Here is a 21767-nt window from a genome sequence, read left to right as displayed (position 1 = left end):
TATTCAGTTTTTGATGAAAAAGATCGTCAATTATGCGAAATTTTAAAATTCGCATCACACTAAGTATCGAAAGTAGATAGCCAGGCACTGCATAAAACCAGTACTCGTTCTTGTTGACCGAAACATAAAGAATGATCACATAAATTCCAAAGAAAAGCGTAATGTTTTTAAATAAATCCGCAAGGTTTTTTTTAAGAAATCTCTTGCTTATATCAAAGTGACCCACACGTGATTTAGTATCCAATTGATCAAGGAAAGATCTCAGTCCTTGCATGAATGAGAACGCAATCATTAAGCCGATGAAGTTAGACACGTCGTAATAGGTGAACGGAGTAATCTTATCTAACTTGGCAAAAAGATAGCTGAAAAATATGAAACCGCCAAAGGTCACTGTTCCAAGAATCAATCGAAAATATTTTGGAGGATCTTGGCCGTATGAGTATTTCCACATATAGATAATAAACGAAGTACTCATAACAACAGTGATGATCCATAGTAGAAACTTCTCCATCAGATCAACTCCTATCATCATCGTGCCTACTCTGGTTGTACAGCGGCCAAGCTCAAGTAAGACCGTTATTTATGCGCAGATTTAACCTTGTGTCCCAAAAAACCTAATCTGCCTCCTCACTTCAGCGAGACACTTACCTTAAGATCAGAACCAATAGAACTTTTACTTTCCATCATTGTCTCTAATCGATCAAAGAACTTCAACATAAAATATCGGTCTATGAATAGCGGCACGTAAAAAGGGTTCAGAAGAACAGCAAGCGGAGCAGCAGGAAAACGTCTCGTGAGTCTGAGTTTCACTTTTTCAAATCTCGCAGATAATAATCTCATCTCGCTCGCACTGTCGGAGACTAAGATTACCTACCATAATGCGAAATCCTTGAACCGGTCCTATTCCTTGACAATAAATGTGGTGATTCCTATAATGAAAGTTAATCAATATTCTTCGATGGTAAGGGAACCCCCTAGGGGACGTTCTTGACATATGATCCCTGAGAAGCAACCCGTCTTTTCAGCTTGGTCAAAGGTCAAGCGCCACTCGTCAGCCCAACCCGTCTACTTGGATGGTGATGCCGGCAAAACGGCATGAGAGCGGCTCCATTCCAGCCCTAAAAGAGTACCTGCGGGGACGTTGGTTCAAAGTGAACTTATTATTGGCACCATGAACTTCGAATCGACGCGATGCACTCTCCGAAACTTCACTTTGAACCAACGTCCCCTAGGTACGTAGACTCGGTTAGTTGCGCTAATCGTTGAAAAACATCTTGTCCGATTTCGCGACGTGGGCCATGCATTTTAGTAGCGAGACCCCTGTTGGCGTCAAGTTATCCGCTTCGTCAATTATTCCTCGTGGCAGATGGGGATCCCTGATCTTCTTCCTTCTCATGGGGCCTTTTAAGTCATCGAGAACCGATTCCGTGAAAACGTGGTGTTTACCGTTGCGAATATCCCTACAAACGAGACGGAATAACCTTGTGAGTTCATTCGAATCTTCAACCAATACTTTGTCAACACCAATGTCAATTTCCGCTATATATCTTAAGAAGCCCTGAGTGCTTTGCGAGAATTGCATCTTAGTCAATTCAGGGTAGTAGTTCTTATGAGCATCAAATTTTTCCTTATAAAAAATATCTACCCAAGGACTGACATACGTCCATTTGTTAACGCGCTGTTTATCGAAAACGTATTTTAGCGTCTCTTGCATCTCCTGAGGCAATCCTTCCCCTCTGTACGTAATCTTGAAAATACACTCTCCTTTGAATAATCCTTGATATACCCAGGGCACCTGCATGTTACCAATGTTTAATTCCATTGCAGTATCTGGAAAAATAGAGGCGTTGTGCATAATTGTGCTTCTCATCCTAAATCTCTTTGAATCAGCGTCTATTCCATTTATTACAGCAAAAACTCTCACATCTCGGGCAGGTAATTTGCCAGAATTTGTCAAGACAAAGGTATATTCCAACGGATCGGGCGCATCGGTGTCGACATCGACTCTGCGATGAACTTCTTTGATGAATATGACAGGTTTATAGTTCAATAGAATATCTTTGCTCTGGAGATCAATCGCATATGCTTGTTTATTGAGCCCCTCGGCTTGCAGTCGAATTGATTTGGCCTGTTGTTTCAACCCCTCTGCTTGTTGCTCCAGGGCCTTATTTTGTTGCTCTATAGTCTTATGAATTAAGTTTACATTTTCGATAAACTTGGTGAGATTGTTCTGTGCCACCAAGACAAGCCAAAAAGTGAGCAAAGCCAAGGCCAGCGTGGAAATGGCGGTAATAAAAGCCGATACTTCAGCTGTTTTACTCTTAACCGCCCTCTCTGGCCGGAGTTTTTTATTATCTTGGTTTAATCCGATCCTATGCCATTTTCTCATACGATTGTTATGCCGCGCTCATCCCCCCGCAATGCCACAATCCACACCGTAATAAAATCGAGTCGGACAGTACCGTGCGCCACTAAAAGAATATCTTTGTCTTTCTGCATCTCTCCGAATCTTCTTCCTCGTCCCACCGCCCATCTAGTGAGTCGAGAAGTCTCTCCATGGATATCTTTCGGTCTCACCGGTAATTTTAAATCTTTCTTCAGAGAGGTCTAATATCGGATAGGTCAATTTCTCGTAATATTCAAGATCAGCACTTCTGAAAGTGAAGGAATCACCTCTTTTAACGACTAGATATTCCGCATGGTGATGATTCAATAAAGCTCCTTGTATATTGCCACCAACAAATATTGAGCTGGGGTCTTCAACTATTTCTTTAAGCACCTCAACAGAAGCAACATGGATTGCCTCCTCCAATTCCATTTTATAGCAATATGCGTTAATCCTAGTTAAGATCTTTTTCTTTACCTCTACGCAATCATCTCCAATAACTGAAATAAGTATCTCATTTTCTTCCGCTACCTCATCGAAAGAAAATCTATTATCATCGGCCTTAAGTTCGAAGAACCGAATCCTACCCTTGTGATCATTCATTGCAAAGCAAATATTCAAATGTTGATCTCCTGCCGAGTCCCAAAATTGATAGACCTTCTCCTCAATTAGGTTTTTGATATGGTCATACCATAGACAACTAGTGCCTCTCAAGAATCCATCGACATAGAGAAGACTCTGCAACCCTAAAGAAACGTTCCCTGCGACCGAGCAAAGAACATCAAATCTTTCGGAGTACAGAGCCTCAGGTTGAGATATGATCTGTACCTTTACCCCGTATGGGTTCTGATGAACAATTCTTTCATTAGATGGCAAAAAGGCAGCTCGCTGAGCTTTCGAGGTGGTAGTCAGCAGTGAATCTGACAATGCGTTTGCTCTGTAACTGTCTAAACTGTATGTTATACAAAGAGTCATTTCATTCTATGAGCCTACCCGTCTTAGCTCCGACATCTTTTGAATCTCCCCCAGCCACCCATAATGGGATTGAGCCAAATTTTGTGGGCGAACCTGGAGAGGGATTTCCAGGAGCATTGTTCTCGCGGTGAGATTCGAGCAATATCGCACACTTGATAGCCGGTTTTGGTCAATCTTTTGTTCAGTCTTTTGTGAATATTAACATATCTCGAACATACAAACCTATTCTGTCGCAATCCCCGCTGCAATGTCAAGTGAATAGAATCAGACATGAGACCAGAATCTCTTCTCGGCTGTGCCATTGAATACCACTTCAAATCGGCAAACCGCCAATTAATAAGACAAGGCGCAACTTGGGGAAGTACGGCGGAAACATTCTCCCATGAGAAGTTACGTATAGCGCGCAAAACAGCCATCGCGGGGAGCAGATCCGGGTAAATGGCACCTAAGACCGAGGCGTCAGTATTGCATTATAATGGCAAGGCCATGCTTCCGGAACGTTGCAGCCACCGCGAGAAGACAGGGTCCACCATGCGGAACACCCCTCTGACCTTATCTATGTAATTAAGAGCGATGAGCTTACCCGCGGCACCTTGGACCCCTCCGATGGACTCGAGACCATGCTTGGCCATGTATCCTATGGAGTAAGACAAGGCAGAGGGGTCTGCCCTTGACACCGGACAAGTTGCCCGGCACTAGGAGTAAAACGTTAACAGTTTAGATAAGTTATGTCTACGCTAGGTTCGTAGGTGAGGTAGGGATACCCTTCAGTATTTGTTGTCGCCCCCCTGCAGGGGCTTGATTGAAAATCGTTGGCATAGGCTGTAACTACTCGCGGAAACAACGTCCATTACGTCTCTGATTGATACCTTACCTCTTCCACATGACCGTCCGCGAGAATCTTAGCCACAAAAGGGCGTTCATGTTGCTCGGCAAAGCGTTGCATGCGCCGCCACGCACTATTGATGAGCTGGACGAGCTCCGGAGCGGTCTTTCCTTTGTGGGAAGTGATGACAAAAGCCCCTATTCCGTGGCGGATGAGGGCTTTGCGTATCATGGGTTTTTTGTGAAAGTCACTATCCTTGGAAAGAAGGAAACAGTCGGGATGATCCGCGAGGGCGCTCAGTACCTCCTCATCGGGAATACCGCGCTTCATGAGGTCCGTTTGGGGTTTAACCGGGATACCACATTCGGTCAGGCCTTTTACTATGCGGTGGCCCGAAAGGTTTTCATCGAGAACGAGGATCAGGCTGCCGCGCGCTGGTCGATCTCGCAACGCAGGGCCTCTTCAACGGCTGCCATATCCAGATCATAGTCTGAGGCTATATCGTTCAGGCTTTCGCCCCCGCTATATCGTTCGAATACCATCAAGGTGGTTATACGGGTGCCCTTTATGACGGGCCGACCGTAGACCACTACGGGGTCCATCACTATGGCCTTGGGAGACGTGTCATATGGGAGAGGGTAGAATCGCGTAGGTATCTGATTCGGGTCGCGTTCGATGCGCTGAAGAAAACGAGAGAGAATTTCAGGGATTCCGCCCTGTCCCTTTCGGGACGCGCTTACCGGATATTCCAGCTCCCGCACAAACAGATCATATCCGTCGGTTTCGAGGTCCAATTCCGCCAGGGGGTGGTCAGTCTGATACTTGTCGCGGAGCCATTCTATGGCTGTCCGTATCCGCTGCATCGGTACCCGGTGGGTCCTGCGCAACGCCCGTAAGACATGAGATTCGACGAGATTGATGAAACTGAGAGGCGCTACGGTATCGCGCTCTGCCGGCACCAGTATCCCCCCGTCCTTCGATCTGGTCCACGACCGTAGCGTGGTCGGCTGAATGCGGGCGTAGCGGCTCACCTCCACCAGGGAGTAGAGGGGAAGATAACGCTGATCACTCACTCTTGTCTCATCCATTCTATTTTCGAAAACACTGCCTCCCATTCTTCAGGTCACCCCTGCCGCGTTCTTAACGTAACACTTATTGTCTTTTATACCATATGCCGTTAGTTGTCAAATCACGTTAGGCTCAAGGGAATCGACGGTATGCTGCCGGGAGCGCGGAGGACGGCTATCCGGGTGACGCCCGGAAACGTGTCAACTCACCACTTGCGGGTCGGCTCTAAACCGCGTTTGACTGCTTCATCGTCACTGTCTACGTATCTCTTCAGATTATCGACGTTTTCTTCGTGTTGGATCTTCATTGCTTCCAGGAACATCCGATCGGAGGCTTTCAGCGGGAGGCCCCGGTTCCTTTGGATATATTTGGCGACCCATTCCTGTCCCCTGACCAGCAGGCGCAATTTCTCGTCAATTGTATTGAGGGCCCTGATCTTATCGACGAAGTCTCCTGTTTGTGATGTTGGCTTCCCTCCTGAGTTTCTTATAAATGTAGTCAGTATTTGACAATTCATCCCCTCGTCGAGAAGGAACTTCTTCAGCAGATCTCTTTCGTCCTGCTCGTGGACCTTTTCCGAAAGGTCATTCAGGGTCTGCACTCCTGCTCTTTCGGCTTCAAGCAGCCTGTTGTAGAAAGCTACTAGATCCTGGTTCATATGGGCTTTGTATGCCGGGGTCTGGTTGGCGCTGTCGTCGTACTCTTCCATGGGCTCCTACGACAGAAATATAAGTATGAGGCGTGGGTCGCGCAAAGCCCGCCTTGGGGCAATCTGCGGAGCAAGTGTATAATTTCATCCGCACTGCGTCGATACGCGATTTCGTGTGGTCATGCGCTTCCGGGATAGACGATCCTTACTCCTTCCACGCGGGCCCAGGGTGTGAGCCTGTGTTCCTGATATACCCCGTCTTTGAAAATGTGCCGCACTATAACCCCTCGCACGTAAAGGGCGTCGGCGATCAGTGATCGGTGGCAGCGCCACGGAAGTGTTTCGGCGCACATGAGAACGGGATTGTGGGAGGTGCTGCTCTCCATGAGCTTTTCTACATTTGCCCTGAATTCATCCGTCTGCATGTAGTCCGCAAAACCCCTGAACGAAGGGTTGTGCCATCCCTGGTTGGGGGAGTCCGGACCGGTCTTTCTCAGGCCCCCCAGGCCGGGCACATGAAGATACCCTATCCCATGTTGGGCAAGGCCGGCGGGCAACGTCTCTTTGTTGAACTGGGGATTATGCCGGGACCGCGGTATGGTCCGGACATCGATAACAAGATCTATGTCGAAGGATTCGAGGAGAGAGACAAAGGAGGGAAGGGGGCGGGTCGAATGACCTATCGTAAATATGGGGTGGGTAATTTCTTTTTCCATCGTGCATCGTTATTGTTCCGGATTATAGGCCCGGCGGAAAGGTCCGACTAGCCTGTCGAGCAGACAGGCAGACCCGGCACGCGGCATATGCCAGCGGCAACGCGCCGAATACGATGAAGATGAGGTCCGCCGGCATGCGGAGCCATTCAATCGTATGCGCCGCGGATGTATTCAGGTACGCCGGGTTTCGTGCGTGCCAGTACCCGTTATTCAGCACGTCGAGGAGCTGCAGGACCCCGCCCGGGAAAAGACTCATGAGCACCATGAGGGCAAGTCCCACGTTCAGGCCGAAGAAAGAAACCTTCACATACTTTTCGATTCGCTCCCATTGCTCCCCCGTGGAAGTCTGGCGAAGACCGAAAACGATGTAGGCCACGCCGAGCATTCCGAATACACCCATGAGGGCGGCATGGCCATGGTTGGCGGTGAGATTGGTGCCTGCCTCGAAATAGCTGATGATGGGGAGGTTGATGAGGAAGCCGAATATCCCCGCTCCGACAAAATTCCAGAAACCCACGGCCATGAGGAAATAGAACGTCCATTTGTGCGGGATGATACTCGCTTTGCCGCGTGTCTCGGAATTTAGATGGCTGAGCTTGATGAAATCCCAGGCATCGAGGGTGAGGAGCGTGAGAGGCACCACTTCCATAGCGGAAAACGTTGCAGAGAGGGCCATGTTCACACTTGACTGACCTGTCCAGTACCAGTGGTGCCCTGTGCCGACAATGCCGCTTCCCAGGAAGAGGATCGCGTCAAGGTAGATAATTCTGGTGGCGGTCAGGCGGGAGACCATATCGAGCCGGTAGAAAAGGACCGCGACCATGACCGTGGCAAAAAGCTCGAAAAACCCTTCCACCCAGAGATGGATGATCCAGAACCTCCAGTTGTCCACTACGGTAAAGTTGGTCCTGCCCGTAAAGAACATGGCGGGCAGATAAAATAACGGTATGGTGAGAGCGGCAATGAGGAAGAGTTTCGTGATCTCGCCTTTTTCAGGGTCTTTGAGTACGCTCTTCACAGGTCTGTAGATAAGTACCCACCAGAGGACCAATCCCGCGGCGAGCATCATTTGCCATGCCCTTCCGAGGTCGAGGTACTCCCATCCCTGGTGACCGAGCCAGAACCACGCGTCTCCAAGCATTTGCCGCATGCCGAGCGCCTCACCGAGGAGGCTCCCGGTGACGACCGTGACAAGGGCCACAAACAATACGTGAATCATAGTCCTTTGCCCCCTGGGCTCACCGTCTCCGAGCGAAGAGGCGAGGAACAGACCGCCTCCCACCCACGCGGTGACGATCCAGAAGATGGCGAGTTGGAGATGCCAGGTGCGAAGAATATTGCTGGGAAAATAGAACGCGAGATCAAAGCCGTAAAAGCTCGAAGGGTCGGCGCGGAAATGGGCCGTGGCGCCCCCCGCCAGGGTTTGCACGAGAAAGAGCAGGGAGGCCGCGGCAAAGAACTTTATGGTAGCCTTCTGACCTCCCGTTGTGGTGCCTGGAAGCATTTGGGGATGGACGTGCTCTGCCTTGGCCCTCCATCCCAGATACCCGAACTTGCCGAAGGAGAAAAGTACGAGGGCCGTTCCGGCAAGCAAGGTGATGAGGCTCAATGCGCTCCAGAGAAAGGCATCGGCGGTGGGCCGGTTCCCGGCTGCAGGGTCATAGGGGAAATTGTTCGTGTAGGAATAGTCTTTGCCGGGGCGGTTCGCCACGGACGCCCACGCAGTCCAGGCAAAGAAGCCCGTCAATTGTTCGAGCTCCCGGGGGTCCGATACGGCCTTCGGCAGGAGGCCTTTGTTTCCCACCGATTCGGCAAAATAGGCCTTCCATTTCTCTTTCTGGCTTTCGTAGGAGCGGGTCTCCCCTTCGGTAAAGGTGAGTATGCCGGTGGTCGGATCGTAGCGGTTTTGCTTTAATACCTTCCTCACCATGGCCTGTACGATGGTCGTTTCCTGGTCATCAAGACGGGCAAAGTCTTTTTTGAAATGCTGCTCCGCGAGGAGGCCGCCTGTATCGATGGCGAGGATATGAAGGTATTCCGCGGAGAAGTCGGGGCCGAGGTATGCGCCATGCCCCCATATCGTGCCGTTCTCCATAAGTCCATGCTTGAGGAAGACTTCCTGACCCGAGAGAATGTCGTCGCCGGTAAAAAGGGTATTCCCTGATGGATCAACCACCTTGACGGGTATGGGCGGTGCATCGGCATAGGAGCGGAACGCCACCCATATAAGAACGGCGAAACAGACCACGACTATGGATATAACGGACCGTCTCCACCAGGGAGACAGTCTCTCGTCGGTCGTGATCGGGGTCACGATGCCCTTCCCGGTTGTGTCACCATATAATCACCATAATCATCCGGCAGGCGCTACTCAACTGTGCGTGTCGGCAAAGGCGGAGTCTGGGGGGAGCCGGTAAAACATCACACGATTCAGCGCGTGCAGCCCATATGCCCCCTTCCCCCGTCAAATGCATATCGGGTTGACATTTGTTGAACGGCGCGCCATAGTTGAACTAGTGCAACGAAAATAGAAAGCGGCGGCTATGGTGCAAGCATTAACAGTACCCGTCATCGCAGCTATCGTGGTTTTGTTCACGGCGGTGAACAGTTCATCCCAGGCCGTTGATTATTATGGACCCAGAGAAGCACCGGGATCGACGTCATGGGAGATGTATAGACAAGAACAAGTTGAGTCACAGCTTGAGATGCAACGGCAACAAATCGAGATGCAGGGACAACGGCTTGAGTTGCAGCGGCAACAACTTGAGTTACAGCGGCAACAGCTCGAGATGCAACGGCAACAGCTCGAAATGCAGCGGCCACAACGTCAGATGGAGCTTGAAAAACAAAGGACCGAGCGTCAAAAGCAGCAATCAGAGTGAGAGGAGACGGGGAAAAATAGTCAAGAGCTGTAATATGACTCCTTCGGCCCCGATGTTATTGACGCGCGGGCGAGAGCAGCCCATTTCCACGGCGGGGGATAGTAAGTATGCCCTAATTCCCCCTGTCAAAATGAGCGGCGCCCGCCGGTTTCCTGTTGACGGGCTATTCTTTTGCAGCTAGCCTTGGAGTATGGCCTCGCACGAAGAGCGTGGAGTTGCGATCTATTCTACTCCCTTATTAAATAAAGGTAAGGAGGATAGGAACATGATCAAAAGAATACTTCTCGGTTTAGGCGGCACACCCTATACTACCGTAGCGATCCAGCGGGCCGTCCAGCTTGCCAGGCGTTATGATGCGGAGATCACGGGCGTGGTCGTGGTCAACCCGGAGCGTTTGAAAAAAAGCGGGGCCGGTGATAGAGAGGGGATGCTTTCAGCCTCCCATCGGATCATCATGACAAGAGAGCTGATCGAACAGGCAGTCAACACGTTCCAGTCCTCGTGCGCTGCCGAAGGGATCAGGTATCGGATCGAGCAGTCAGACCGGGAGACCGCGGTGGATCAGATCATCTCCCTCGCCCGCTACCACGATCTCATGATTTTCGGCTTGCGCGGCATTTTTGAATACGACATTTCCTTCGAAGAGCCCCAGGAGACGCTGGCGCGGTTGATCTCCGCGGGGGTGAGGCCCATAATCGCCGAGTCGGATAAGTTCCGCCCCATCCATAAGGTACTGATCGCATACAGCGGCTCCATGGAGTCGGCCAAGATCATGAAGCGCTTCGTGCAGCTTCGCTTGTGGCCTGAATCGACGGTGAGGATCGGGACCTTCCACAGGTCGGAAGAGAAGGCGCGGGAACTTCTCAATGATGCGTCCGAATATTGCCGGGCCCATGGGTTCCAGGTGGAGCAGGAATGGAATCCGGGACCCCCTAAGGAGTTCCTTCTGCCCATGGCGTCGCTGCGCCAGTCCGATATGATCGTGCTGGGCAACAGCGCGCAGCGCCTGCTCACAAAGCGGGCGCTCGGCGAGACTGTTCTGCACATTATCCGATACGCGGACAGGCCCCTGTTTGTGAGCCAATAGGCACTGCGTTGCCGGCACCACGGAACCGGGGGCGCAGGGCGGGCCCTTCCCCGGGATCGTCGATGATGATAAAGGATAGGGAAGACATATCTTTAGACCTTGTCTCGCTTTTTTATTGGCCCTCCGGGGATATCGGCGCCCGGGGAGCACGCAGGGCCGGACCTTCCCTAAAGGGTTAAGCGAGGCATGCCTATTGACCTAATTCTTTGACGCGACCTGCCCCTGCTGTTACTGTCGCGGCAGGGAGATAATGATCTCAAGCCCTCCTTCCCTGTATGCCGCCTCGATCGTGCCTCCGAGCCGTTCGACTGCTTTTTTGGCGATGGTGAGACCCAATCCCGAACCTGCGGCAGCAGATTGTTTCAACCGGTGAAAGGGATCGAAGATCCGGGAAAGGTCTTCCCGGGACAGCTCTTCGGCGGTATTCGTGATGCGAATCTCGGTCGCATCGGGCTTCCATGCCACATGGGCGGAGATATCCCCTCCATCGGGACAGAATTTGATTGAGTTATCGAGGACGTTCATGAGCGCGAGGCGCAGCGTCTCTTTGTCGAGAAGACAAGATCCACCCCGGGAAAGGTCGGCGGCGACGCGGAGGCCTTTTCGTTCTATGACAGGACGGAATTTCTCCATCAACTCCCTTATCAGTTCGGAAGGATCGAGAGCCTCAGGACGGAGCGGGGTTTGCCCCATGTCCAGCTTCGATAAATCGAGGATTCGACCGATCAATACGTCGAGCTCATCGATGTCTTCCCGGATGGCGTCGAGATGTCCCTCCAATGCCTTTGCGCCTGCAACCCCGTCTGCCGCTTTCTCGCGGACCAGTTCTTCCGCAATCCGGATTCTCGTCAGGGGCGCCCGCAGCTCGTGTGATATGTTCGCGGTAAGCTCTTTTCTGCCCTTTAACATGGCTTCGACCTTTTCCGCCATGTCGTTAAATGCTCCCGCGAGATTGCTGATCTCATCCTTGCCCCGGACGACCACCCGGTGAGAGAGGTCCCCCTCCGCAATCAGGGCGGCAGACAGGCGGAGCTGCCTGATCCGCCTGGTGATAAGGCGGGAAACGGGAATTGCGGCCAGGGCGACCACCGTGCCTATCACAAGCAGGCCGAGGGCAAAGAGCCCTTTGGGAGGAGAGGAGGCCGGTCTTTTGAAGAGGATATGGAGGTCGCCCGCATATCTCCCTGAAGGCGTGAGGGGAATAAGGGTATGGACATTGACGTCTCTTATGGCATAGAGCCTGAAAAACCGCTGCCTACGGGGGCGGCTTGTTTCGGAGACTTGAGACAGATCAGGGGGCTCGCCGGAAAAAGATTGCAACCCTGTCCTGCCGTCGGGTCCTGTCAGCCATACCTGCGCCCCCGAGAGCCTGCCGAAATCCGTAATGAATTCTTTGAGGGCGGTGTTCCCGGACAACCCCGCGTCAGGAGAGGAGAGGATCTTCCCCTCCGCGATCCCTTTGATTGACTGGACCTTCGATTTGACGAACTCATCGAACCGGATTGCAAAGTGGCGCGCGGGAAGCATGATGAAGAGAAAGAAGACGAGGACTTCCGTGATAAAGAGGACCGCGAGAAAGGAGAGGAATATCTTCGTATAGGTGGACCTGAGCTTCACGGAGCATCCACCAGCATGTAGCCTGACCCCCATACCGTCCTTATCCGCTTCGGCTGAGCGGGATCGGCCTCTATTTTGGACCTGAGCTTGCTGATGTGGACGTCGATACTTCTGTCGAAGGCGGTGAAATCGCGGCCGCGGGCGAGGGTCATGAGCTGGTCGCGACTCATCACCGTGTTCGGGTGCTTCATGAGCACTTCGAGGACCCTGAACTCCGCAGTGGAGAGCTCCATTTCCCTGCCTTCCGCGATGACGGTCTGCTTTGCCGTATTCAGCGAGATCCCGGCAGCATCGATAATGGCGTGCCGGCTTTTTTCGCCGCCGCCCCTGTCCTCGTTGACGGACCTCCTGAGTACCGCCTTCATTCGGGCGAGAAGCTCCCGGGGATTGAAGGGCTTCGGCAGATAGTCGTCCGCTCCTAATTCGAGCCCCACGATGCGGTCCGTATCGTCTCCCCTCGCGGTAAGCATGATCACGGGCAACTGATGGTCCCTCCTGATCTCTTTGAGTACTTCCAGGCCGTCTTTTCCCGGCAGCATGATGTCCAGAATAACCAGATCGGGTGAATCCGCTGACAGGGCGCCCAGCACGTTGTCGCCGTCCGCCAGGCAGGTGGTGAGAAATCCGTGATCTTTCAAATATTCCCCGAGAAGGTTGCGCAGTTTCTCATCGTCATCAATGATTAGAACTCTGTTTCCCACGGATGTCACCCCTTTTTGCACTCTTTTACCTTTATCTTACACTTTTTATCACATCGGCAAAACTGTCTTATCATTCCAGCCGTATCCTCTTTCTGCATGGGCAACAACCCATAGCAAAATCAGGAGGGAGCGATGAAGATGCAAAGACGTTTCGCGGTGATCGGCGGTATAATAATTATTATCATGGTCTTTATGGGCCTCGGGATTGCCGAGGTATTCGGCGCGGGGGGAGCGTTTCGCTGCGGCCCCCATTTCGGCCCCTTCGGGGGATTCCATCGCTGCCACGGGTTCGAAGGAGACATGCCCGGTTTCGTGTTGAAGGGGCTGGATAAGAAGATAGAAAAGTTGAACCTGACCCCCGCCCAGAAGACAGAATATGAGGGGCTCCGCGCCCACCTGAAAGAAAATTTACTGGCGGCGAAGGAGGACAGGTTGAGGTTCAGGGAGGTCGTTCGCAACGAAATGGCAAAGGGATCGCCCGACGTCGCGGCGTTAAATGCTATGATGAAGAAGAAGATCGAGGGTGTTTCCGTAGCCTTGCAGCACGACCTCGACCTCTTTGAATCCTTCTATTCGATCCTCGACGAAGGGCAGAAGCAACAGGTAGTGGCGGGTATCCGGGAAAGGATGGCTGCCCGGGACAAGTGCCGGGAGGAAAAACGATGAAAAGAGATTTTACGAGAAGAGAGTTTATATGGGCGGGCTCGCTGCTGGCGGGGTGTGGGGCGGCCATTTTCGCGCCAGGCGGCAGGACTTTGTCCGCGGGGAAGGCACATGCCGGCGGAGTCGATTTCGTTGAGCCGAGCTGCCTATCCAGGGAGAAGACAGGCAAAAGAGTCCTTGTAGCCTATGCGAGCCGCTGCGGGACCACCGGCGGCGTGGCGGAGGCTATGGGACGGACATTGTGCGATGCCGGCTTCGACGTCGACACGCGCCTCGCGAAGCATGTCGAGGATGTGAGCCCCTACGGCGCCGTCGTGCTCGGCAGCGCAATAGACCGGGCGTCGTGGCTCACGGACGCCATAAAGTTCGCGGAAAAGAACCGGGAGGCTCTGAGCAGGGTGCCTGTGGCCTATTTCCTCACATGCGTTACCCTTTACCAGGATACCGCGGAGACCCGAAAGCTCGCCCAAAGTTACATGGAGCCCGTGCTGAGAGCCGTGCCCGAGGTGCGGCCCGTGGACACCGGGCACTTCGCCGGCGTCCTCGACTACGGCAAATTGAACGTGGTGCTCCGGATGGTGATGAAGGCCAAGATGCAGTCCAAAGGGGTGCCGGAGGGAGACTTCAGGAACTGGAACGCAATCACGTCATGGGCAAAGGGGCTCGCGGCGCCCTTTGGGAGTCTGAAAACAACTTCCTGAACGCCCTTTTCCTGCGTCTATCCTGCCGATCGAGCCGCTGCGGCTCCCGTCCCCTTTTGTTTCGGTGCAATGTCAAAGGGCCCCTTCTTTTTTGCGAAGAGGGGGCCGTGAGTTGTTGCTTTCCCTCCTTTATGAATAAATGGGTTTCCAGTCATCCAGGGCGATATTTCATGCCTCCCGGAAGGGGGCGCCATTCCCCGTTTGAAGACATCTATTCTTCCCTTCTTCACTCTATCTTTGCTTTCCGGTAATGAACAGGCAGCATCGATAATAATTGTTGACATTCCAATCCCTTGATGTTATTTGCCTTTAAAAGATATTGTCCATGAACGACGGTCATGAAGTCGGAAAAATCATGATGAGAGGGGGATACGATGAAACGCATTTTTTTTGGGATAGGGGCCGTTCTATTTCTTTTCTTCTTTTATGCCGGAACAGGAGAAGCGAAGCAGTCCGAGGCTCTGAAAGCCTCCTATCTTAAGCTGCCCCTCTCTTTCGTCCAAAACGACGGGCAGCAGGACGCAAAGATCCTCTTCTACGAACAGGGCGGCGGCCATGCCACTGCCTTCACCCGGGAAGGGATCTCTCTTTCTCTCGCGAAGGCATCGAAGGCCGGGGGAGGCAAAGTAGTCACCCTGACCCCGGTCGACCACGCTGCCTTTACGGTCAGCCTCTCGACAGGACGGAGGGGCGGGTCAGCTACTTCACCGGCGCCGATCCCTCGGCCTGGAAAACAGGCGTGCCCACTTACGGCGCCATCCTCTATAAAGGGGGTTACCCCGGGATCGACATAAAGTTTTACGGCACCAACTCTGAGCTCGAATATGATGTCATCGTAGCCCCCGGGGCGGACCCCTCGCGGGTGCTCTTTTCCTATGGCGGTATCGAGGATCTTGCCCTTACCGCCGACGGCGGACTCGAGGTCGTCCTCGGCGACGGCTCGATCTTTCAGAAGAAGCCCTTTATCTACCAGGTAAAAGGGGACACCAAAGTCGAGGTGAAGGGCTGGTTTGTCCTCACCGCGAGGAATACCTACGGATTCAGGGTGGGTCACTACGACAAAGATCGACCCCTGGTGATCGACCCCGGTCTCGTCTACTCGACCTACCTGAGGGGATCGAACAACGACGTGCCTCTGGCCATTACCGTCGATTCTTCCGGAAACATGTACGTGACAGGATATACCACATCGCCCAATTTCCCGACCCAGGGACCTTTTCAGGCAACGAATGCGGGACTGAAGGACGTCTTTGTCACGAAGCTCGCGCCGGCGGGTTCAAGCCTCGTCTATTCCACCTATCTCGGGGGCTTGGCCGACGACAACCCGACAAGCATCGCCGTCGATTCATCGGGCAATGTCTACATCGCAGGAGATACCGAATCGATTGACTTTCCGACCCTGAGCCCCTTTCAGACGGCGAACGCGGGCGCTGCAGATATATTTGTCGCAAGAATCGCGCCTGCCGGAGACAGCCTCGTCTACTCGACCTACATCGGCGGGGGGAGTGACGATTTCTGCAACGCCATTGCCCTCGATTCCTCGGGCAACCTCTATATTGCAGGAGAAACACTCTCTTCGGACATACCGGTCGTCAATGCTTTCCAGGGCGCGAAGGCGAGCGGGGCGGGCGGGGCGGACGCGTACGTCGCCAAGCTCGCCTCCACGGGTGGAAGCCTCCTCTATGCCACCTATCTCGGGGGGACGGCCCTTGATGCAGCCTTTGCGATCGCCGTCGACACCTCGGGCAATGCCTATGTGGCCGGGGATACGGACTCGGCCGATTTTCCCCTCCAAAGTCCTTTTCAGGGCTACGGGGGCGACGGCGATGCCTTTATTGCAAAGCTTTCCCCCACGGGGTCGAGCCTCCTCTATTCGACCTATCTTGGGGGCACGGTAAATGAACAGGGGCGGGGAATAGCCGTCGACGAATCGGGCAACATGTACGTAGCAGGACATACGTCGTCCCGCGATTTCCCGGTGCAAAACGCCTATCAGGCAACCCATGGCGGGGGAGTGCTCGACTTCTTTATCTCAAAACTGACGCCTGACGGCGCGAGCCTGCTCTATTCCACCTACCTCGGAGGGGATAATATCGACCAATGCTTTGGCATGGCTGTCGATCCATCGGGCAGCGTGCACGTGGCAGGGATGACAAACTCGACCAATTTCCCCACGGCCCATGCCTACCAGGCCGCACCTGCCGGCGGCGGAGACGCGGTTGTTGCGAAACTGGGACCAACGGGCGGGAGCCTCGCCTATGCCACCTATCTCGGGGGATCACAGCTCGATGCCGCCTTTGCGCTGGCCATTGATCAGGCAGGGTCGGTCTATGTCGCGGGCGTCACCGCTTCCGCCGATTATCCTACAATGAACCCCTACCAGACCGCGGCGGCTGATCCTCCCTTCTTCCACACCTTTGTTTCCAAGCTGGGATTTACTCTCTCCGTCTCGAAAAGCGGCACGGGCACCGGCACGGGCACCGGCACGGTCACCGGCTCTCCTGCAGGGTTCTCCTGCGGCGACGTATGCGTTGCCGTGTATGGTCCCGCGACGGCAGTCACCCTTGCCCCCGTCGCCGATACGGGCTCCGTGTTCGCGGGCTGGACGGGATGCGACCCCGCGACGGGTGCCTCTTCAGGGAAGAAAAGCCGAAAGGCGAGCCAGTCGAGGCGCTCCACGCAATGCATCGTGACCATGACCGCGGATAAGACGGTGGGCGCCGTGTTCGCCGCCTCCAACTACACCCTCACCGCGACCGTGAGCGGATCGGCCACCGGCACCCTCAGCGCCACGGGCCTCACGTGCACGGGCGAGTCGTGCACCGGCGCCTATCCCTACGGCAGCTCGGTCACCCTCACCGCCACTCCCGATGCCCTTGCCACCGTAAGCTGGATAGGGTGCGATTCTTCCACGGCGACTACCTGTACGGTCTCCATGACCGACCACAAGAGCGTCACCGCCTCTTTCGATGGAAACTGTACCTATGTGGTCGCCCCGGCACGCAGGAACTTCACCCCCCCGGGAGGAAGCTTCAATGTCACGGTCACCGGCAGAGGTTCGAGAAATTGCGCGACTCCGAGCGTAAGGGCGTCGGACGGATGGATTACCGCCTCCCTGGCATCCTTCGTCAGGACCAGGGGAACGGCGAGGGTCACCGTCGCGGCCAATGGGACGACCAGCCGCAGGGACGGCGCTGTCTATGTCGCGGGGATGCGGGTTATGCTGAGCCAGAGCGGGCTGCCCTGTTCCGTGACGCTCACGCCCACGAGCGCGCCTCTCAGCGCTGCGGCGCAATCAGGATCGTTCTCGGTTGTCTCTCCCGCGGGCTGTGCATGGAAAGCGACAGTCCAGTCCGGGGGCTTGTGGATCACCCCGGGTGATGTGGAGGGGACGGGCAACGGAACAGTGACCTATTCGGTCCCTGACAATACGAGCCGCAGGCAGAGGGTAGGGACCATCAAGACGTCCCTTGTCATTCCCCCTGCGAAGCCCAAGGTGTTCCGGGTTATCCAGGCCAGGTAGAAGAATCTCCCACGCCCCTCCCTCGTGAGGAGGAGGGGCGTCTCCTTTCCCCCGTCCCCGATGACAGGCCGGAAAATGAAGGGGAGTCCTTTGTTTTTTCTTTACGGGGCCTTATCATAGGATATGGAATACCACATCGGCACCTCGGGCTGGCAGTACCCCCACTGGAAGGGGCCCTTTTACCCCGAAGGGGTGAAGAACGCCGACTGGCTCGCCTACTATGCCGGCCGCCTCGACACCCTGGAGCTCAACGTCACCTTTTACCGGCAGGTGAAGGATTCGACCTTTCTGAAATGGTACGAGACCACCCCTGCCGGGTTTCTCTTTTCCGTCAAAATGTCGCGGTTCATCACCCATTTGAAACGGCTGAGGGTAGACTCCGAGCCGATCGGCCGCTTCACGGACAGCGTGAGGCTCCTTAAAGATAAGCTCGGAGTCGTGCTCATCCAGCTTCCTCCCGGGCTCAGGTACGATGAAGGCCTCGTGACCGATTTCTTTCAGCTCCTGGATGGATCTTTCCGGTATGCCGTAGAAGCACGAAACCCCGGCTTCGTTTCTGACTCTTTCTTTACCCTCCTCAGAAAACATAATATGGCCTGGTGCATCGCCGATAGCGCCGGGAGATACCCGTACCGTGAAGAGGTGACCGCCGATTTCGTCTACATCAGGCTCCACGGCGGGCAGCAGCTTTACGCCTCCGATTACGGGGACAAAGAGCTCGAGGCATGGCGGGAGAAGATCGAGGCCTGGGGAAAAGAGACTTTCGTCTATTTCGATAACGACTATAGCGGATTTGCCGCAAAGAACGCCCTCACCCTGAAGGGGATGGTCGAGCGTGAAAAAGGGGCGTCCCCCGCGCCATCGCGCAGCCGACGGAAGAATTAACAAAGCCTTTATACTCTCTTAATATTCTCCCTGTAAAGTAGGAGAATGGAACATTATACGAATCGAAGTACCGGCGTCACGCCGGAAGAGGAGTATTCCACGGGTCAATCCCCGTGTGCCCTCTGTGACCACCTTTTCGGCCTTAAATGCAGCGGGGAGGTCGTCAACCTGATCCGGGCGGCCGAGAGATACGGGTTCCTGATGGAGAGGGCGAGAGCCCGGATCGAGTTTCTGTGCTTCCGGTGCAGAAAAGGCCTTTCCTTGGACGTCAGCCCTCGAAATGATGTTTTATCACCTTCCCCTGGACCATGAAGATTACGTCTTCGCAGATGTTGGTGGAGAGGTCGGCGATCCTCTCCAGGTTCCTCGCTATGGCCATGAGCCTGATCGAGCGCTCTATGGTCTTGGAGTCGCTCACCATGTGGGTAATGAGCTCCCTCAAAACCTGATCGAGGAGGCCGTCGACTATCGCGTCCCTTTCACAGACGGACCTTGCCAGCACGACGTCCTCGGTAATGAAGGAATTGATGCTGTCCCGCACCATACTCATGGCAGTCTCCGCCATCCTCGGGATATCGATGAGAGGCTTTACCTGGGGACGGGAGACGAGGAAGAGGCCGTCCTCCGAGATATTCACCGCGTGATCCGCCATTCTCTCGAGGTCGTTGTTCATGCGCAGGATCATCAGGATGGTCCTTAAGTCTTTGGCCTTGGGCTGGAACTGGGCGATCATCGCGGTGCCCAGCTCGTCGAGGAGGATCTCGAATTTATTCGCCTTCGGCTCATCCTTATTGATTACCTCCGTAAGGCGGTCCTTGTCCTTCTCCACGAGCCCGCTGATGCTCTTCTCTATCATCTTTTCCACAAGACCGCTGTATTCAGCGAGCCGGCGGCGAAGATCGTTCATCCTGTCTTTGAACATGACTGCCTCCTCATCTTCTATCCGAATTTTCCGGTAAGGTATTCCTCGGTCCTCTTGTCCTTCGGCACGGTGAACATCTTGTCCGTGGGGCCGAATTCGATCAGCTCCCCCAGGTAGAGGAAGGCCGTATAATCGGATACCCGCGCAGCCTGGGCGATATTGTGGGTCACGAGGAGCATGGTCACGCTTGCTTTAAGCTCCACGATCAGCTCCTCGATGCGGGTCGTCGACTTCGGATCGAGGGCGGAGGTGGGCTCGTCGAGGAGGAGGATCTCGGGCTTCATGGCCAGGGCGCGGGCGATGCAGAGCCTCTGCTGCTGGCCGCCGGAGAGAAAGGTGCCTTTCCTGTGGAGGGAATCCTTCACCTCCTGCCAGAGTGCGGCGCTCCTGAGCGACTGCTCCACGATCCCGTCGAATTCGCTCTTCCCCATCTTTATCCCGTTGAGCTTATACCCTGCGATGACATTGTCGTAGATGCTCATGGTGGGAAAGGGGTTGGGCTTCTGAAAGACCATGCCAATCTGCCTTCGTAGCACGATGGGCTCCATGTCGTAGACGTCGTTGCCCTTGAGGTGGATCTGGCCGCTCACGTGGGCGCCGGGTATGAGCTCATGCATCCTGTTGACGCACCGGATAAGGGTGGTCTTGCCGCAGCCCGAAGGGCCCATCAGGGCGGTTACCACGTTATTCGTGGTGGAGAGGTTGATATTTCTCAGAATCTGGTTGTCGCCGAAAAAGGCACAGAAATCGTCTATTTTCAGAATTGTACTTTCCATCTTACTGCCAACCCCCTTGCAACCAGATTTAGGCCGAGCACCAGCACGACAAGAATGAACGACGCGCCCCAGGCGAAGGCATGCCATTCGGGATAGGGACTCATGGCGTAATAGAATATGCGATAAGGCAAAGAATCTATAGGCTTCAGGATACTGTAATTCATGAACTGATTCCCGAAAGCCGTGAATAACAGCGGCGCGGTCTCGCCCGTGATGCGGGCGAGGCTGAGCAGTATGCCCGTCAGTATGCTCGTCGCGCCGGCGGGGAGGACCACCTTGAGGATCGTCCTGTGGTAGGGGACCCCGAGGGCGAGGGACGCCTCTTTGAGATGGTAGGGCACGAGCTTCAGGGTCTCCTCGGTGGTCTTGATAATGACGGGAAGCATCATCACGCCGAGGGCAATGCCTCCCGAAAGGGCTGAAAAGGTCTGGATGGGCGCCACGATCCAGACGTAGGCGACGATGCCGATCACGATGGAGGGGGTTCCCTGGAGCACCACCACGCAGAGCCTCACCACCTCGGCGAGCTTCCCTTCCTTTCTCTCGGAAAGGTAGATACCTGCCGTAATGCCGATGGGCACGGAGAAGATGCCGGAGAGGACAATGAGGTAGAGGGTGCCCACGATCGCATTGTACACGCCTCCCCCGGGCTCGCCTGTGGGACGGGGCAGGGAGGTGAGAAAGCTCCAGTTAATCACCGCGATACCGTTTTTGGTGATGGTGAAGAGGATGAGGAGAAGGGGCAGAAGGGAGAGGACCGCGAGGGCCGTCACCGTGGCTTTGAATGCCTTGTCCTTTGCCAGCCTCGCCTTTACGTGACCTTCCATTACCCTGCCTCCCTGGACGATTCGATGCTCAGTTTCTTGATCACATAGTTCCCAACCATGTTGACGAGGGTGGTGACGAGAAAAAGCACGAGGCCTACGTAGACGAGAGAAGAGAGCGCAATGCCCGTAGCCTCGGCGAACTCGTTGGCGATGACGCTCGCCATGGTGTTGGCGGGGCTCAAGAGGCTCGTGGGCAGGAAATTGCTGTTTCCGATCAGCATGGTTACGGCCATAGTCTCGCCGATAGCCCTCCCGAGGGCAAGGAGGATGCCCGCGATGATCCCGGAGCGCGCATAGGGGATGACCACGTTTTTTATCACCTCGAACCTGGTGGCTCCGAGGGAAAAGGCGGCCTCCTTGAGATCGGCGGGCACGAGGGTGATCACCTCCCTCCCGATCGACGCGGAAAAGGGTATTATCATGATGGCGAGTATGAGCGACGAGGTGAAGATCCCCACGCCGTGGGGAGGGGCGCCGATCAGGGTCTCGAAATAGCGCACCATGGGCATGAGGAGAAAGAGCCCCCACAGGCCGTATATGACCGACGGTATGCCCGCCAGCAC

The 21767-nt window shown here is 54.4% G+C and carries 21 protein-coding genes; 7 read left to right on the top strand and 14 right to left on the bottom strand.

From position 1 onward, the window contains the following. The 8 genes from VGJ94_08820 to VGJ94_08785 all read right to left on the bottom strand — a co-directional run. A partial coding sequence (locus VGJ94_08820) for a hypothetical protein (protein HEY3276709.1) occupies window positions 1-511 on the bottom strand: 511 nt, incomplete at its 3' end. 744 nt (window positions 512-1255) lie between these two features. Continuing rightward, on the bottom strand, window positions 1256-2389 hold the full coding sequence (locus VGJ94_08815) for a hypothetical protein (protein HEY3276708.1): 1134 nt from the start codon (window positions 2387-2389) through the stop codon (window positions 1256-1258). A gap of 144 nt (window positions 2390-2533) precedes the next feature. Then, entirely contained in the window at window positions 2534-3262 is a 729-nt protein-coding gene (locus VGJ94_08810) for a hypothetical protein (protein ID HEY3276707.1), read from the bottom strand. Window positions 3263-4211: 949 nt separating this feature from the next. After that, window positions 4212-4637 carry a DUF5615 family PIN-like protein gene (locus VGJ94_08805; GenBank protein ID HEY3276706.1) on the bottom strand — a complete coding sequence of 142 codons (426 nt, stop codon included), beginning with the start codon at window positions 4635-4637 and terminating at the stop codon, window positions 4212-4214. Further along, on the bottom strand, window positions 4607-5260 hold the full coding sequence (locus VGJ94_08800; GenBank protein HEY3276705.1) for a DUF433 domain-containing protein: 654 nt from the start codon (window positions 5258-5260) through the stop codon (window positions 4607-4609). Before VGJ94_08800 ends, VGJ94_08805 begins: the two co-directional genes overlap by 31 nt. A gap of 200 nt (window positions 5261-5460) precedes the next feature. Beyond that, window positions 5461-5964 (bottom strand): DUF6306 domain-containing protein, encoded by a 504-nt coding sequence (locus tag VGJ94_08795; protein ID HEY3276704.1) that lies wholly within the window; start codon window positions 5962-5964, stop codon window positions 5461-5463. Window positions 5965-6083: 119 nt separating this feature from the next. Then, on the bottom strand, window positions 6084-6620 hold the full coding sequence (locus VGJ94_08790; protein ID HEY3276703.1) for a DUF488 domain-containing protein: 537 nt from the start codon (window positions 6618-6620) through the stop codon (window positions 6084-6086). A 22-nt stretch (window positions 6621-6642) separates the two neighbouring features. Continuing rightward, window positions 6643-8934 (bottom strand): nitric-oxide reductase large subunit, encoded by a 2292-nt coding sequence (locus VGJ94_08785; protein HEY3276702.1) that lies wholly within the window; start codon window positions 8932-8934, stop codon window positions 6643-6645. 229 nt (window positions 8935-9163) lie between these two features. On the opposite strand from VGJ94_08785, the gene VGJ94_08780 reads away from it, so the two are divergent. Continuing rightward, complete coding sequence (locus VGJ94_08780; GenBank protein HEY3276701.1) at window positions 9164-9502, top strand: hypothetical protein; 339 nt, start codon at window positions 9164-9166, stop codon at window positions 9500-9502. A gap of 265 nt (window positions 9503-9767) precedes the next feature. Continuing rightward, entirely contained in the window at window positions 9768-10589 is an 822-nt protein-coding gene (locus VGJ94_08775; GenBank protein HEY3276700.1) for a universal stress protein, read from the top strand. 228 nt (window positions 10590-10817) lie between these two features. Here VGJ94_08775 and VGJ94_08770 read toward each other — a convergent pair whose 3' ends face one another. Beyond that, the gene (locus tag VGJ94_08770; protein HEY3276699.1) at window positions 10818-12206 is read right to left on the bottom strand and encodes a HAMP domain-containing sensor histidine kinase; all 1389 of its coding nucleotides are present in this window, start codon (window positions 12204-12206) and stop codon (window positions 10818-10820) included. Beyond that, window positions 12203-12907 carry a response regulator gene (locus VGJ94_08765; GenBank protein HEY3276698.1) on the bottom strand — a complete coding sequence of 235 codons (705 nt, stop codon included), beginning with the start codon at window positions 12905-12907 and terminating at the stop codon, window positions 12203-12205. Before VGJ94_08765 ends, VGJ94_08770 begins: the two co-directional genes overlap by 4 nt. Window positions 12908-13039: 132 nt before the next feature. Between VGJ94_08765 and VGJ94_08760 the strand changes: the two genes are divergently transcribed. The 5 genes from VGJ94_08760 to VGJ94_08740 all read left to right on the top strand — a co-directional run bounded on the left by VGJ94_08760 (window position 13040) and on the right by VGJ94_08740 (window position 18679). Continuing rightward, a complete protein-coding gene (locus VGJ94_08760) occupies window positions 13040-13573 on the top strand; it encodes a Spy/CpxP family protein refolding chaperone (protein ID HEY3276697.1) in 534 nt (177 codons plus the stop codon). After that, the gene (locus tag VGJ94_08755; GenBank protein ID HEY3276696.1) at window positions 13570-14271 is read left to right on the top strand and encodes a flavodoxin domain-containing protein; all 702 of its coding nucleotides are present in this window, start codon (window positions 13570-13572) and stop codon (window positions 14269-14271) included. The genes VGJ94_08760 and VGJ94_08755 overlap by 4 nt, the downstream gene beginning before the upstream one ends. A 374-nt stretch (window positions 14272-14645) precedes the next feature. Beyond that, on the top strand, window positions 14646-15065 hold the full coding sequence (locus VGJ94_08750; protein HEY3276695.1) for a hypothetical protein: 420 nt from the start codon (window positions 14646-14648) through the stop codon (window positions 15063-15065). After that, the gene (locus VGJ94_08745; GenBank protein ID HEY3276694.1) at window positions 15011-17794 is read left to right on the top strand and encodes an SBBP repeat-containing protein; all 2784 of its coding nucleotides are present in this window, start codon (window positions 15011-15013) and stop codon (window positions 17792-17794) included. Before VGJ94_08750 ends, VGJ94_08745 begins: the two co-directional genes overlap by 55 nt. 123 nt (window positions 17795-17917) lie before the next feature. Next, on the top strand, window positions 17918-18679 hold the full coding sequence (locus VGJ94_08740) for a DUF72 domain-containing protein (protein ID HEY3276693.1): 762 nt from the start codon (window positions 17918-17920) through the stop codon (window positions 18677-18679). A 268-nt stretch (window positions 18680-18947) separates the two neighbouring features. Here VGJ94_08740 and phoU read toward each other — a convergent pair whose 3' ends face one another. From phoU to pstC, 4 genes are all read right to left on the bottom strand, one after another. After that, a complete protein-coding gene (gene phoU / locus VGJ94_08735; GenBank protein HEY3276692.1) occupies window positions 18948-19601 on the bottom strand; it encodes a phosphate signaling complex protein PhoU in 654 nt (217 codons plus the stop codon). A gap of 17 nt (window positions 19602-19618) precedes the next feature. Then, window positions 19619-20377: a phosphate ABC transporter ATP-binding protein PstB gene (gene pstB / locus VGJ94_08730; GenBank protein ID HEY3276691.1), complete on the bottom strand. Its 759-nt coding sequence runs from the start codon at window positions 20375-20377 to the stop codon at window positions 19619-19621. After that, complete coding sequence (gene pstA, locus VGJ94_08725) at window positions 20359-21204, bottom strand: phosphate ABC transporter permease PstA (GenBank protein ID HEY3276690.1); 846 nt, start codon at window positions 21202-21204, stop codon at window positions 20359-20361. The genes pstB and pstA overlap by 19 nt, the downstream gene beginning before the upstream one ends. Further along, on the bottom strand, window positions 21204-21767 hold a 564-nt coding region (pstC, locus tag VGJ94_08720), incomplete at its 5' end, for a phosphate ABC transporter permease subunit PstC (GenBank protein HEY3276689.1). The genes pstA and pstC, both read right to left, overlap by 1 nt.

Source organism: Syntrophorhabdaceae bacterium, from assembly GCA_036504895.1.
Lineage (GTDB): Bacteria > Desulfobacterota > Syntrophorhabdia > Syntrophorhabdales > Syntrophorhabdaceae > PNOM01.
Note: the sequence above shows the minus strand (reverse complement) of the source record. Positions and strands in the feature narration are given on the sequence as shown.

What these genes read in the sequence shown, in the direction of transcription:
- VGJ94_08815 (HEY3276708.1), bottom strand. Translation starts at nt 2,389, where the DNA reads ATGAGAAAATGGCATAGGATCGGATTAAACCAAGATAATAAAAAACTC.
- pstB (HEY3276691.1), bottom strand. Translation starts at nt 20,377, where the DNA reads ATGGAAAGTACAATTCTGAAAATAGACGATTTCTGTGCCTTTTTCGGC.
- VGJ94_08740 (HEY3276693.1), top strand. Translation starts at nt 17,918, where the DNA reads ATGGAATACCACATCGGCACCTCGGGCTGGCAGTACCCCCACTGGAAG.
- VGJ94_08775 (HEY3276700.1), top strand. Translation starts at nt 9,768, where the DNA reads ATGATCAAAAGAATACTTCTCGGTTTAGGCGGCACACCCTATACTACC.
- VGJ94_08780 (HEY3276701.1), top strand. Translation starts at nt 9,164, where the DNA reads ATGGTGCAAGCATTAACAGTACCCGTCATCGCAGCTATCGTGGTTTTG.
- VGJ94_08795 (HEY3276704.1), bottom strand. Translation starts at nt 5,964, where the DNA reads ATGGAAGAGTACGACGACAGCGCCAACCAGACCCCGGCATACAAAGCC.
- VGJ94_08760 (HEY3276697.1), top strand. Translation starts at nt 13,040, where the DNA reads ATGAAGATGCAAAGACGTTTCGCGGTGATCGGCGGTATAATAATTATT.
- phoU (HEY3276692.1), bottom strand. Translation starts at nt 19,601, where the DNA reads ATGTTCAAAGACAGGATGAACGATCTTCGCCGCCGGCTCGCTGAATAC.
- pstA (HEY3276690.1), bottom strand. Translation starts at nt 21,204, where the DNA reads ATGGAAGGTCACGTAAAGGCGAGGCTGGCAAAGGACAAGGCATTCAAA.
- VGJ94_08750 (HEY3276695.1), top strand. Translation starts at nt 14,646, where the DNA reads ATGAAACGCATTTTTTTTGGGATAGGGGCCGTTCTATTTCTTTTCTTC.
- VGJ94_08790 (HEY3276703.1), bottom strand. Translation starts at nt 6,620, where the DNA reads ATGGAAAAAGAAATTACCCACCCCATATTTACGATAGGTCATTCGACC.
- VGJ94_08755 (HEY3276696.1), top strand. Translation starts at nt 13,570, where the DNA reads ATGAAAAGAGATTTTACGAGAAGAGAGTTTATATGGGCGGGCTCGCTG.